Origin of the sequence: Pseudomonas sp. G166, from assembly GCF_037027455.2 — a bacterium.
Lineage (GTDB): Bacteria > Pseudomonadota > Gammaproteobacteria > Pseudomonadales > Pseudomonadaceae > Aquipseudomonas.
Window position 1 is genome coordinate 6,401,061 of the sequence record NZ_CP146985.1, and the last position, 13,192, is coordinate 6,414,252.

The 13,192-nt window shown below is 59.8% G+C and carries 13 protein-coding genes and 1 pseudogene; 7 read left to right on the top strand and 7 right to left on the bottom strand.

Features of this window, described 5'->3' with window-relative positions; all coding sequences use genetic code 11:
* Positions 1-25: 25 nt before the first annotated feature.
* Entirely contained in the window at positions 26-181 is a 156-nt protein-coding gene (gene rpmG, locus SGN16_RS28515; RefSeq protein ID WP_003177274.1) for a 50S ribosomal protein L33, read from the bottom strand.
* Between the two features lie 11 nt (positions 182-192).
* Positions 193-426, bottom strand: coding sequence for a 50S ribosomal protein L28 (gene rpmB / locus SGN16_RS28520; protein ID WP_003177273.1), 234 nt, complete (start codon positions 424-426; stop codon positions 193-195).
* 436 nt (positions 427-862) lie between these two features.
* Here rpmB and SGN16_RS28525 point away from each other — a divergent pair, with 436 nt between their 5' ends.
* Positions 863-2,449, top strand: a complete 1,587-nt coding sequence (locus tag SGN16_RS28525; RefSeq protein WP_210642017.1) for an ABC transporter substrate-binding protein — start codon at positions 863-865, stop codon at positions 2,447-2,449.
* Between the two features lie 58 nt (positions 2,450-2,507).
* Here the strand turns inward: SGN16_RS28525 and radC are convergent, their stop codons facing one another.
* Positions 2,508-3,182 carry a DNA repair protein RadC gene (gene radC / locus SGN16_RS28530; RefSeq protein WP_210642018.1) on the bottom strand — a complete coding sequence of 225 codons (675 nt, stop codon included), beginning with the start codon at positions 3,180-3,182 and terminating at the stop codon, positions 2,508-2,510.
* Positions 3,183-3,326: 144 nt separating this feature from the next.
* Here radC and coaBC point away from each other — a divergent pair, with 144 nt between their 5' ends.
* The 4 genes and pseudogenes from coaBC (at position 3,327) to argB (ending at position 7,584) form a co-directional block, all read left to right on the top strand.
* A complete protein-coding gene (gene coaBC, locus SGN16_RS28535) occupies positions 3,327-4,535 on the top strand; it encodes a bifunctional phosphopantothenoylcysteine decarboxylase/phosphopantothenate--cysteine ligase CoaBC (protein WP_210642019.1) in 1,209 nt (402 codons plus the stop codon).
* Positions 4,536-4,540: 5 nt separating this feature from the next.
* Positions 4,541-4,996, top strand: a complete 456-nt coding sequence (dut, locus tag SGN16_RS28540) for a dUTP diphosphatase (RefSeq protein ID WP_003206867.1) — start codon at positions 4,541-4,543, stop codon at positions 4,994-4,996.
* Between the two features lie 251 nt (positions 4,997-5,247).
* Positions 5,248-6,651: pseudogene (locus SGN16_RS28545) on the top strand (phosphomannomutase/phosphoglucomutase); the annotation flags it as partial.
* A 27-nt stretch (positions 6,652-6,678) separates the two neighbouring features.
* Positions 6,679-7,584, top strand: a complete 906-nt coding sequence (gene argB / locus SGN16_RS28550) for an acetylglutamate kinase (protein ID WP_003206871.1) — start codon at positions 6,679-6,681, stop codon at positions 7,582-7,584.
* Between the two features lie 173 nt (positions 7,585-7,757).
* Here argB and pyrE read toward each other — a convergent pair whose 3' ends face one another.
* The gene (pyrE, locus tag SGN16_RS28555; RefSeq protein ID WP_210642021.1) at positions 7,758-8,402 is read right to left on the bottom strand and encodes an orotate phosphoribosyltransferase; all 645 of its coding nucleotides are present in this window, start codon (positions 8,400-8,402) and stop codon (positions 7,758-7,760) included.
* 83 nt (positions 8,403-8,485) lie between these two features.
* On the opposite strand from pyrE, the gene SGN16_RS28560 reads away from it, so the two are divergent.
* A complete protein-coding gene (locus SGN16_RS28560; protein WP_013694557.1) occupies positions 8,486-9,265 on the top strand; it encodes an exodeoxyribonuclease III in 780 nt (259 codons plus the stop codon).
* A 124-nt stretch (positions 9,266-9,389) separates the two neighbouring features.
* On the opposite strand, the gene gltS is transcribed toward SGN16_RS28560, so the two are convergent.
* From gltS to rph, 3 genes are all read right to left on the bottom strand, one after another.
* Entirely contained in the window at positions 9,390-10,595 is a 1,206-nt protein-coding gene (gene gltS / locus SGN16_RS28565) for a sodium/glutamate symporter (RefSeq protein WP_335944546.1), read from the bottom strand.
* Positions 10,596-10,930: 335 nt separating this feature from the next.
* Positions 10,931-11,299 (bottom strand): DUF4870 domain-containing protein, encoded by a 369-nt coding sequence (locus tag SGN16_RS28570; RefSeq protein ID WP_013694558.1) that lies wholly within the window; start codon positions 11,297-11,299, stop codon positions 10,931-10,933.
* 30 nt (positions 11,300-11,329) lie between these two features.
* Positions 11,330-12,052: a ribonuclease PH gene (gene rph / locus SGN16_RS28575; protein WP_210642023.1), complete on the bottom strand. Its 723-nt coding sequence runs from the start codon at positions 12,050-12,052 to the stop codon at positions 11,330-11,332.
* Between the two features lie 273 nt (positions 12,053-12,325).
* Between rph and SGN16_RS28580 the strand changes: the two genes are divergently transcribed.
* The gene (locus SGN16_RS28580) at positions 12,326-13,189 is read left to right on the top strand and encodes a YicC/YloC family endoribonuclease (RefSeq protein WP_210642024.1); all 864 of its coding nucleotides are present in this window, start codon (positions 12,326-12,328) and stop codon (positions 13,187-13,189) included.
* Positions 13,190-13,192: the final 3 nt, after the last annotated feature.

Genomic DNA, 13,192 nt, shown 5'->3' on the forward strand with positions numbered 1-13,192 from the left:
TTTTTCGTAAGAAGGGAAAAATCAATTACTTGATTTTGCCTTCCTTGTAGATCACGTGCTTGCGAACAACCGGATCATATTTCTTGATCTCGATTTTGTCCGGGGTAGTACGCTTGTTCTTGTCGGTAGTGTAGAAGTGACCAGTACCGGCGCTCGAGATCAAACGAATCAATTCACGCATGATTAGCTCCCTTAAACCTTGCCATCGCGACGAAGTTCGGCCAGCACGACACTGATGCCACGCTTGTCGATGATACGCATGCCTTTGGCAGATACGCGCAGACGCACAAAACGTTTCTCTTCTTCAACCCAGAAGCGGTGATGCTGCAGGTTCGGCAGGAAACGACGACGGGTTTTGTTGTTTGCGTGGGAAATGTTATTCCCAGTCACCGGACCCTTACCGGTAACTTGACAGACTCTCGACATGCCTCAGCCCTCTAAAACCACATGCCCAACCCGGCATGGGTTGGCCGCTTAATCTCTCAGTCATTTGGCGCCAGGCGCCGCGTTTCTTTAAGGGTCTTACCGGCTACACCTACAGTGAAGGAACCGGGCCCCTAGAAAAGAGCGCTGCTTTATACCAGAAAGACCACAGTGCAACAACAGCCGATGTGATTTGTCTTCACAGGAAATCCTCGACCAACCGCCCCGGACGGCTGGGGCAAAGGCTGGCGCGGCCCGTTACCACTCGTCGCTGCACGCAGGTTTTTTTCACCCACGGCGGTTTTGAGCCAACAACGCGCCGGCGCAGAGTGCCGGAAAATGCAAAAAGGGGATAGTCATTTGGCGGCGAGCCCACTAGGGTAGGCCTTTTCCAGACTGCACTCGCAGATGGGCCTCCGACTTGCACAGGAAACCGACCATGCGCCTCGCTGCCCTACCACTGTTGCTCGCCCCTCTGCTGATTACCCCGCAGGCCTTGGCCGCCGCCCTGAGCGTTTGCACCGAAGCCAGCCCGGAAGGGTTCGATGTCGTCCAGTACAACTCGCTGACCACCACCAATGCCTCCGCCGACGTGCTGATGAACCGCCTGGTGGACTTCGACACCGCCAGCGGCAAGGTGGTGCCCAGCCTGGCCGAGCACTGGGAAGTCTCGACCGACGGTCTGACGTACCTGTTCAAGCTACGCCCACAGGTCAAGTTCCATCGTACCGAGTACTTCACACCGCGCCGCGATCTGAGCGCCGAGGATGTGAAATTCAGTTTCGAGCGCATGCTTGACCCAGCGAACCCTTGGCACAAGGTTGCACAGAGCGGCTTCCCCCATGCCCAGTCCATGCAACTGCCCGCGCTGATCAAGAAAATCGACGCGCTGGACCCGTTGACCGTGCGCTTCACCCTCGACCACGCGGACTCGACGTTCCTGGCGACGCTGAGCATGGGTTTTGCCTCCATCTACTCGGCCGAATACGCCGATCAGTTGCTCAAGGCCGGCACGCCAGAAAAACTCAACAGCCTGCCGATCGGCACCGGCCCGTTCGTTTTCAACCGATTCCAGAAAGACGCGTCGATTCGCTACAAGGCCAACGCTGATTATTTCGGCGGCAAGCCCCAGGTGGATCCCTTGATCTTCGCCATCACGCCGGACGCCAACGTACGCCTGCAGAAATTACGCCGAAACGAATGCCAGATCGCCCTTTCGCCCAAGCCGCTGGACGTCCAAGCCGCCCGGCAAGAGCCTGCATTGAGTGTGGCCCAGACCGACGCCTTCATGACCGCGTTCGTAGCGATCAACAGCCAGCATCCGCCGCTGGACAAACCCGAGGTGCGCCAAGCCATCAACCTCGCCTTCGACAAAGCCAGCTACCTCAAGACCGTCTTCGAAGGCACTGCCGAAGCAGCCAACGGCCCCTACCCGCCGAACACCTGGAGTTACGCCAAGAGCCTGCCCGGCTACGCCCATGACCCGGCCAAAGCCCGCGACCTGCTGGCCAAGGCCGGCTTGAAAGAAGGCTTCCAGACCACCATCTGGACCCGCCCTTCCGGCAGCCTGCTGAACCCCAACCCCAGTCTTGGCGCGCAATTGCTGCAGTCCGACCTCGCGGAAATCGGTATTCAGGCCGAAATCCGGGTAATCGAATGGGGCGAACTGATTCGCCGCGCCAAGGCCGGCGAGCATGACTTGCTCTTCATGGGCTGGGCCGGCGATAACGGCGATCCGGACAACTTCCTCACGCCACAGTTTTCCTGCGCGGCGGTCAAGTCCGGCACCAACTTCGCCCGCTACTGCAACCCGGACCTGGACAAACTGATCAGCGCCGGCAAGACCACCGGCGAACAAGGCGTGCGCACCAAACTCTACGAACAGGCCCAGGCGCACATCCAGCAACAAGCCCTATGGCTCCCCCTGGCGCACCCAACCGCGTTCGCCCTGACCCGCAAGGATGTCCAAGGTTATACGGTCAGCCCGTTCGGGCGGCAGGACTACTCCAAAGTCATCATCAAGTAACCGGCTGTGGGAGCGAGCTTGCTCGCTCCCACAAGGTTTTCCTATCGCCTGATATCGCCTACATCCACCCATACTCCGCCATGGACAGCGGCTCCCCATCGCCGACGATGAAATGGTCAAGCACCCTCACATCGATCAGCTCCAGAGCGTCTTGAAGCCGCTCGGTGAGCAACCGGTCGGCCTGGCTGGGCTCGGTATTGCCGGAGGGGTGGTTGTGGCACAGGATCAGCGCAGCGGCGTTGTGAGCCAACGCCCTCTTGACCACCTGCCGGGGATAGACGCTGGCGCTGTCGATGGAACCGCGAAACAACGCCTCGTACGCCAGCACCCGATGCCGGGAGTCGAGGAACAGACACCCAAACACTTCATGAGGCTCGTGGCGCAGCATGGCCTTGAGGTAGTCCCGCACTGCCAACGGACTCTCCAGCACAGAATCTCGCCGCAAGTTTTCGGCCAGATGCCGACGCCCCATTTCCAGTACTGCCTGCAACTGCGCAAACTTCGCCGGCCCCAGCCCCAGGTGCGCGCTGAAGGTGCTCAGATCGGCCTCGAGTAAAATCCGCAGGCCGCCGAATTGATGCAACAGATGTCGCGCCAGGTCCACCGCACTTTTGCCGGACACCCCCGTGCGCAGGAAAATCGCCAACAGCTCGGCATCCGAAAGACTTGCCGCCCCCAACTCCAGTAACCGCTCCCGTGGTCGCTCGGCCACCGGCCAATCCCGAATACTCATGCCATCTCCCTGATTGTGGGCACCGCTGTTCCATAGCGGTCGCTGTGATATCGTAGCCCATCTTTTTTGCAGGCGATTTGCACCCTGGCAGCTGCTGCCAAGGGGTTCGCCTTGCACTGACCACTGAACTCGAAAGGCAGGCCTATGCAGCGGCTGTATCGGAAACGCATCGTTCTGGGCGTCGGCGGCGGCATTGCCGCCTACAAGAGCGCCGAGCTGGTTCGCCGACTCATCGACCAGGGCGCGGAAGTACGGGTCGTCATGACCCGCGGCGGTACTGAATTCATCACCCCGCTGACCATGCAGGCCCTGTCCGGGCACCCGGTCCACCTGGATTTGCTCGACCCAGCGGCCGAAGCCGCCATGGGCCATATCGAACTGGCCAAGTGGGCCGACCTGGTGCTGGTCGCCCCGGCCACCGCCGACTTGATCGCCCGCCTGGCCCAGGGCATTGCCGATGATCTGCTGACCACCCTGGTGCTCGCCACCGATGCCGTGGTCGCCGTCGCACCGGCCATGAACCAGGCCATGTGGCGCGACCCGGCCACCCAGGCCAATCTGCAATTGCTGGAAAGCCGCGACCTGAAGGTCTTCGGCCCGGCCTCCGGCAGCCAGGCCTGCGGCGATGTCGGCATGGGGCGCATGCTTGAAGCCACCGACCTGGCCCAGTGCGCCGCCGACTGCTTCCAGCGCCAGGCGTTGACTGGCAAACACGTGCTGATCACTGCCGGGCCGACCCAGGAAAACATCGACCCGGTGCGCTACATCACCAACCACAGCTCGGGGAAAATGGGCTTCGCCCTGGCCGAAGCCGCGGTGGAAGCCGGCGCGCGGGTAACGCTGATCACAGGCCCCGTGCACCTGCCGACTCCGGACCGGGTCACCCGCATCGACGTAGTCAGCGCCCGGGACATGCTCGCGGCCTGCGAAGCGGCCATCCCGTGCGACCTGTTCATCGCCTCGGCGGCGGTGGCGGACTACCGCCCCGAAGTCGTCGCCCCGCAAAAATTGAAGAAAGACCCTACAAGCGGTGACGGCCTGCTACTACAAATGGTGCGCAACCCAGACATTCTCGCCACCATCGCCACCCGCCCCGACCGTCCGTTCAGTGTCGGCTTCGCCGCCGAAACCGAACACCTGCTCGATTACGCCGCGCGCAAGCTCAAGGACAAGAACCTGGATTTGATCGTCGCCAACGACGTCGCCAACCCGAGCATCGGCTTCAACAGCGAAGAAAACGCCTGCAGCGTGATCGACCGCCAGTTGCACGCCACACTTTTCGCCCAGACCAGCAAGAGCAAGATCGCTCGCCAACTGATCACTTTTATCGCCGAACGGCTGAACCAGGTTTAATTTTCATGCACGCTCTACAAGCCAAGATCCTCGATCCACGCATCGGCAACGAATTCCCGCTGCCGCAATACGCCACACCGGGCTCCGCCGGCCTCGACCTGCGGGCGATGCTCAAGCAGGACACGATCCTTGAGCCGGGCCAGACCCTGCTGATCCCTACCGGCCTGTCGGTGTACATCGGCGACCCAGGCCTGGCCGCCTTGATCCTGCCGCGCTCGGGCCTGGGCCATAAGCACGGCATCGTGCTGGGCAACCTGGTGGGCCTGATCGATTCCGATTATCAGGGCGAACTGATGGTCTCGTGCTGGAACCGCGGCCAGACGGCGTTCAACATCGCCGTGGGCGAGCGCATTGCCCAACTGGTGCTGGTGCCGGTGGTCCAGGCGCACTTCGAATTGGTGGAAGAATTCGACGAGAGCCAGCGCGGTGCCGGCGGTTTCGGGCATTCCGGCAGCCACTGACCCGATGTTTCAGGCCGGGCGTCCTGCCCGGCCGGTTTATTAAGCTTCTGTTTCAGGACGAAAAATGTGCAATGGCTTTCTGCTAGGTTTCCCATCCGGAATCAATGTATTAGGCGACCGAGGTTGGGGTAACGCTGTCTCATGGCACTTTCCCACCGCGAACTCTCTGTCAAAAACGCCGTCATACCCTTCAGCTTGAGCCTGCCGACGTTAACCGTCGGCCTGTCCAGTCACTTTCCTGATAGAGCGCCCCGCCCATGAACACCCCAGCCGCAATCGCCCCGATCTTCCCTGACAGCATTTTCCGCGCCTACGACATCCGTGGCGTAGTACCGGAAACCCTCACCGCCGAAACCGCCTACTGGATCGGCCGCGCCATCGGCTCCCAGAGCCTGACCCAGGGCGAACCGAACGTGTCCGTCGGCCGTGATGGCCGTCTGTCGGGCCCTGAGCTGGTCGAACAGTTGATCAAAGGCGTTGCCGACAGTGGCTGCCACGTCAGCGACGTGGGCCTGGTGCCGACCCCGGCGCTGTACTACGCCGCCAATGTGCTGGCCGGCAAATCCGGCGTGATGCTCACCGGCAGCCACAACCCGTCGAACTACAATGGCTTCAAGATCGTCATCGCCGGCGACACCCTCGCCAACGAGCAGATCCAGGCCCTGCACACCCGCCTCAAGACCAACGACCTGAGCAGCGGCCAGGGCAGCATCACCAAGGTCGATATCCTCGAGCGCTACAACGACGAAATCGTAAAAGACGTGAAGCTCGCCCGCCGCCTGAAAGTCGTGGTCGACTGCGGCAACGGCGCGGCCGGCGTGATCGCCCCACAGTTGATCGAAGCCCTGAACTGCGAAGTCATTCCGCTGTTCTGCGACGTGGACGGCAACTTCCCCAACCATCACCCGGACCCGGGCAAGCTGGAAAACCTCGAAGACCTGATCGCCAAGGTCAAGGAAACCAATGCCGACCTGGGCCTGGCCTTCGACGGCGACGGCGACCGCGTGGGCGTGGTGACCAATACCGGCAGCGTGGTGTTCCCCGACCGCCTGCTGATGCTTTTCGCTCGCGACGTGGTGGCGCGCAATCCGAATGCCGAAATCATCTTCGACGTTAAATGCACCCGTCGCCTGGTGCCACTGATCAAGGAATATGGTGGTCGTCCATTGATGTGGAAGACCGGTCATTCGTTGATCAAGAAGAAAATGAAACAGAGCGGCGCCCTGCTGGCCGGCGAGATGAGCGGCCACATCTTCTTCAAGGAACGCTGGTTCGGTTTCGACGACGGTATTTACAGCGCCGCGCGCCTGCTGGAAATTCTCAGCAAGGAAAAATCCAGCGCCGAGGAGCTGTTCGCAACCTTCCCGAACGATATTTCTACGCCAGAAATCAATATCCATGTGACCGAAGAGAGCAAATTCAGCATCATTGATGCACTGCACGACGCTCAATGGGGCGAAGGCGCCGAACTGACCACCATCGACGGTGTACGGGTCGACTATCCCCACGGCTGGGGCCTGGTTCGCGCATCCAACACCACACCGGTGCTGGTGCTGCGTTTCGAGGCCGACAACGAGGCCGAACTGCAGCGCATCAAGGATGTGTTCCACAACCAACTCAAACGTGTTGCACCTGATCTCCAACTACCGTTTTGATTTTTTGAAGCATCACCGGAGCCCTGAATGACCCTCGAACGCGAAGCCGCCGCCAATACCGCCAAGGTCCTGTCCGAAGCGTTGCCTTATATCCGACGCTACGTCGGCAAGACCCTGGTGATCAAATACGGCGGCAACGCGATGGAAAGCGAGGAGCTGAAAACCGGCTTCGCCCGCGACATCGTGCTGATGAAGGCCGTGGGCATCAACCCGGTGGTGGTCCACGGTGGCGGCCCGCAGATCGGTGACCTGCTCAAGCGCCTGTCGATCGAAAGCCACTTCATCGATGGCATGCGCGTGACCGACGCGCAGACCATGGATGTGGTGGAGATGGTCCTGGGCGGCCAGGTCAACAAGGACATCGTCAACCTGATCAACCGCCATGGCGGCAGCGCTATTGGCCTGACGGGCAAGGACGCCGAGCTGATCCGGGCGAAAAAACTCACCGTCACCCGCCAGACGCCGGAGATGACCCAGCCGGAAATCATCGACATCGGTCACGTGGGCGAAGTAGTCGGGATCAACACCGACCTGCTGAACCTGCTGGTCAAGGGCGACTTCATCCCGGTGATCGCGCCCATCGGCGTAGGCGCCAATGGTGAGTCGTACAACATCAACGCCGACCTGGTGGCCGGCAAGGTCGCCGAAGCGCTGAAAGCTGAGAAGCTGATGCTGCTGACCAACATCGCCGGCCTGATGGACAAGTCGGGCAAGGTCCTGACCGGCCTGTCGACCCAACAGGTCGATGACCTGATCGCCGACGGCACCATCTACGGCGGCATGCTGCCCAAGATCCGTTGCGCGCTGGAAGCGGTACAGGGCGGCGTCGGCAGCTCGCTGATCATCGACGGCCGGGTACCGAATGCGATCCTGCTGGAGATCTTCACCGATACTGGCGTGGGTACGCTGATCAGCAATCGCAAGCGTCCTTAAGCGACACCGATAAAAAAAGACCCCGCTCAGCCTGGTTGAGCGGGGTCTTTTTTTGCCTTTCCCCTGTGGGAGCGAGCTTGCTCGCGATAGCAATTTATCATTCAACATCAATGCTGGCTGACACACCGCTATCGCGAGCAAGCTCGCTCCCACAGGGGGATTACGCAGATCTCTTAAACGCCGAACTGCGCCCGATAAGCCTCAACCGCCGGCAAATGCTGCTTGAGCTGCGGATCGTCGGCCAAAAACTCCAGCACTTGGGTCAGCGACACAATGCTGATCACCGGAATGCCAAAGTCGCGCTCCACTTCCTGGATCGCCGATAACTCACCGTTGCCGCGCTCCTGGCGATTCAGGGCGATCAGCACGCCGGCCGCCTTGGCGCCTTCCTGGGAACCGATGATCTGCATCACTTCACGGATGGCGGTACCGGCGGTGATCACGTCGTCGATGATCAGCACGTCGCCGGTCAACGGTGCGCCCACCAGGCTGCCGCCTTCACCATGGGCCTTGGCTTCCTTGCGGTTGAAGCACCAAGGCAAGTCGCGGCCATGGTGTTCAGCCAGGGCGACGGCAGTGGTGGCGGCCAGCGGGATACCTTTATAGGCCGGGCCGAAGAGAACATCGAACGGAATACCGCTCTCAACGATGGCCGCCGCATAGAAACGACCCAGTTGCGCCAGGGCGGTGCCGGTGTTGAACAGGCCGGCATTGAAGAAGTACGGGCTGGTGCGCCCGGACTTGAGGGTGAACTCACCGAAGCGCAAAACGCCGCGATCGATGGCAAAACGAATGAAATCGCGCTGATACGCCTGCATGAAAAAAAGCCTCAAATACCGCGGATTTAGCTAAATAGGTACACGCCGTGTATCATACACGCACGTGATTTTTGGGGCCATTTATGCGGATCATCAGTGTGAACGTCAATGGTATTCAGGCTGCAGTCGAGCGAGGTTTGCTCAGTTGGCTGCAAGCACAGAATGCCGACGTCATCTGCCTGCAGGACACCCGCGCCTCCGCCTTTGAACTGGACGATGCAGCCTTCCAACTGGATGGTTACTTCCTTTATGCCTGCGATGCCGAAGTCCCCGCCCAGGGTGGCGTGGCTTTGTACTCGCGGCTGCAACCGAAGGCTGTCATCAACGGTCTCGGTTTCGAGACGGCGGACCGCTACGGGCGCTACCTGCAAGCCGATTTCGACAAGGTCAGCATCGCGACCTTACTGCTCCCTTCCGGGCAGAACGGCGATGAAGATTTGAATCAGAAATTCAAGTTGATGGACGACTTCGCCCGTTATCTGGATAAACAGCGGCGCAAACGTCGCGAGTACATTTATTGTGGCTCGCTGTACGTCGCGCAACAAAAACTGGATATCAAGAACTGGCGCGACAGCCAACAATCTCCTGGTTTCCTGGCGCCGGAACGGGCCTGGATGGACGAGATCATTGGCAACATGGGTTATGTTGATGCCCTGCGCGAAGTCAGCCGAGAGGGCGACCAGTACAGCTGGTGGCCAGACAACGAACAAGCCGAGATGCTCAACCTCGGCTGGCGTTTCGACTACCAGTTGCTGACGCCTGGCCTGCGCCGTTTCGTGCGCAGTGCCCGTCTACCGCGCCAGCCACGGTTCTCGCAGCATGCACCACTGATCGTCGATTACGACTGGACGCTGACCATCTAAGCGTATTTCGCGACATCGCTCAGGCGATGAAGCAGACAGTCTGCCGACCGATTAAAGAAAATGCCCGTATCGCAAGATACGGGCATTTTTTTCAGGCCGGCGCTACTCACGCATACGCGGAACCTCAAGCAGCGGCAAAGAACGGCAGGGCAAGGTACAGCTTAATCACGATGACATTAATAATGTCGATGAAAAAAGCCCCCACCATGGGCACCACCAGAAACGCTATCTGCGAAGGCCCATAGCGCTGCGTCACCGCCTGCATGTTAGCGATGGCTGTTGGCGTGGCGCCCAGTCCAAAACCGCAATGTCCTGCCGCCAGTACCGCCGCATCATAGTTACGACCCATCATTCTGAACGTCACGAAAATCGCAAACAGCGCCATGACTAACGCTTGTACAGCCAGGATGATGAAGATCGGCAAAGCCAGTGCCGCCAGATCCCACAGTTTGAGCGACATCAGAGCGATCGCCAGGAACAGCGACAAACTGACATTTCCCAGTACAGAGACTTCACGCTCAAACACTTGGTACAAGCCCAGCGCTGAAAGTCCATTGCGTAAAACAACACCGACGAACAAGACGCAAACAAAGGTCGGCAACTCAAGTGCTGTTTCATGGAGCAGGCCATTCAACAGGGAGCCGGCCAATAGGCTGACCGCGATCAGGGCAAGCGTCTCGATAAACGAAAACGAGGTGATCGAACGCTCTTTGTTCGGTTGCTCAAAGCCCTTCGGCAGACGCGGCTTTTCCTGCTCCAGGCCGGGTAGCTGGACACGCTTGACCAGTAGTCGAGCCACCGGCCCACCAATCAGGCCGCCCAGTACCAAGCCAAACGTCGCAGAAGCCATCGCAAGTTCGGAAGCGGAAGCCAGGCCGAACTTCTCACTGAACAGGGTCCCCCACGCAGCACCTGTACCGTGCCCTCCTGCCAAGGTAATCGAGCCTGTCAGCAGGCCCATCAGTGGATCGAGCCCCAGCATTTTTGCAAGCCCGATGCCCATGGCATTCTGGACCACCAGGAGCCCGACGACCGCCAGCAGGAAAACCCCCACTACGCGCCCGCCCTTCTTCAGGCTGGCGAAGTCTGCACTCAAGCCAATGGTGGCAAAAAACGCCAGCATCAAGGGCGACTGCAGTGAAGTATCGAATCGCACTTCAATATCGAGGAGGCGCAAAGCCAGGAGAACCAGGGCAACTACCAGACCGCCGGCTACCGGCTCAGGGATATTGTAAGTGCGCAAGAAACCGACACGGGCGACAAGTCCACGTCCCAGTAAAAGCACTAAAGAAGCGGCTACCAGTGTTCCATAAAAATCGAGCTGAACCATCGGGGTTTATTCTTGAGCAGATATTCAGAAGCGAACTGTTTACCTGGACACGCCTCTTGAACAGGTTGATCGCATCAACACTAATTGATTGTTTTATTCAAGGACCTTCAATGGCCTGAATATATCGAAATATTTCTTGATGAATATAACTTGGCGCAACCTTATCAAGAACATTGGCCGCACCAGGACTATTTAGTTGTGACTGGAAGTGTATGAGCGGCACATATGAGGTTCGAACACTTACCCGCTCCCAAAACAAATGCCCCGACAAGTCGGGGCATTTGTTTGAATCGCTGCAAACGGGTTATCTCAAACCGGGTTGCCAACTTCTTCCGTTACTTGACCAACCGCCAGGTAAACGGATATCGGTACGGCTGCCCTTCATTGGCCTTCACCCCACCGATGATGGTCAGCACCAGCGCACCAATAGCCACCAGGCCAAACAGGAAGAAGCCGATGACCACGACCATCAGCAGCAAGCTGATCGCCGAGGCAATGGCCACGGTGATCTGGAAGTTCAGCGCTTCCTTGCCCTGAGCATCGATGAACGGGTCGGATTCGCGCTTGAGCTGCCAGAGCACCAACGGTCCGATCAACGTACCGAACGGAATCCAGATCCCCAACAAGGCAGACAGGTGACAAAACATTGCCCATTGACGCGCCTCTTTGCTCGGCTGGGGCAGTAGGATTTGCTCATCACTCATGACGCTCTCCTTGTCTGAAGCGTGAATCGATCAGTCAGCCAATGCGGCCTTTTGCAGTTCGAAAATTTCGTTCATGCCTTTCTTCGCCAACTCCAGCATAGCGTTCAATTCCGCCGGCTGGAACGGCGCGCCTTCGGCGGTGCCCTGGACTTCGATGAAGCCCCCGGCGCTGGTCATGACCACGTTCAGGTCGGTCTCGGCGGCGGAGTCTTCCAGATAGTCCAAATCCAGCACCGGCTCGCCCTGGTACATGCCCACGGACACAGCGGCGATCATCTGCTTGAGCGGGTCGCCGCCCTTGAGGCCGCCACGCTTCTTGATCACTTTCAAGGCGTCGACCAGCGCGACCATGGCACCGGTAATGGACGCAGTACGCGTGCCGCCATCGGCCTGAATCACGTCGCAATCGACATACAGCGTCACGTCGCCCAGCTTGGACATGTCCAGCGCGGCGCGCAGCGAACGGCCGATCAGGCGCTGGATTTCCAGGGTACGACCGCCCTGCTTGCCACGGCTGGCTTCGCGCTGGTTCCGCTCACCGGTGGCGCGCGGCAACATGCCGTATTCGGCGGTCAACCAGCCTTGGCCCTGGCCCTTGAGGAACCGTGGCACGCCGTTTTCGACGCTGACCGTGCAGATAACCTTGGTATCACCGAATTCGACCAGTACAGACCCCTCGGCGTGTTTGGTGTAGTTGCGGGTAATGCGGATCGAGCGAAGCTGATCGGCAGCGCGACCACTTGGACGTTTCATAGGGAACACCTGTACAGAGGACGGAAAACTGCCGAGCATTATAGAGCCGTGAATCGTCATAGGGCAGTTAAACGTAGCGAGTTCTAAAAAGCCGGTGCGAGCGAAGCCGCGCAAAGGGCCGCCCGACGGGCTGCTGCGCTTTGTCACAAGCGCGGTTGGGGCATACGCCTCACTGCGCTACAATCCTGCGCCTTTGCTACCCTTCGGCTTTTATTCACAGATTCCAGGCTCCACGCCCACCGGTTGTGGCCGCCTGCATTGCGAGGAACCTCCATGGTGCACAGCATGACTGCCTTCGCCCGCGTCGAAAAGGCCGGGGCCCAAGGCACGCTGAGTTGGGAACTGCGCTCGGTGAACAGCCGTTACCTGGAGCCGCACCTGCGCCTGCCTGAATCCTTTCGCGACCTCGAAGGCGGCGTGCGCGAGGCGCTGCGCCAAGGCCTGTCCCGGGGCAAGCTGGAATGCACCCTGCGTTTTATCGAAGAAAGCACCGGCAAGACGCTGCAGGTAGACCGCGAGCGCGCCGCACAGCTGGTGGCTGCAGCCGAAACCGTCGCCAGCCTGATCAACAACCCTGCCGCCCTGAACCCACTGGAAGTCCTGGCCTGGCCCGGCGTGCTCGTGGGCGATGCGAGCGACCCGCAAGCGCTGAATGCCGAGGCGATGGCGTTGTTCAATGAAGGGCTCAAGGAGCTCAAGGCCGGCCGCGAGCGTGAAGGCGCCGAGCTGGCCCGGTTGATCAACGAGCGCCTGACCTCCATTGAAGAAGACGTCAGCACCCTGCGCGAACTGGTCCCGCAGATGCTCGCCACCCAGCGCCAGAAAGTCCTCGATCGCTTCGCCGACATGAAGGCTGAGCTGGACCCGCAGCGCCTGGAACAGGAAATGGTCATGCTCGCGCAAAAAAGCGACGTGGCCGAAGAACTGGATCGCCTGAGCACCCACATCATCGAAGTTCGCCGGGTGCTCAAGTCCGGTGGTGCGGCCGGGCGCCGCCTCGATTTCCTGATGCAGGAACTCAACCGCGAAGCCAATACACTGGGCTCCAAAGCCTTCGACCCGCGCAGCACCCAGGCTGCGGTCAACCTCAAGGTGTTGATCGAGCAGATGCGCGAACAAGTGCAGAACATTGAGTAAGGC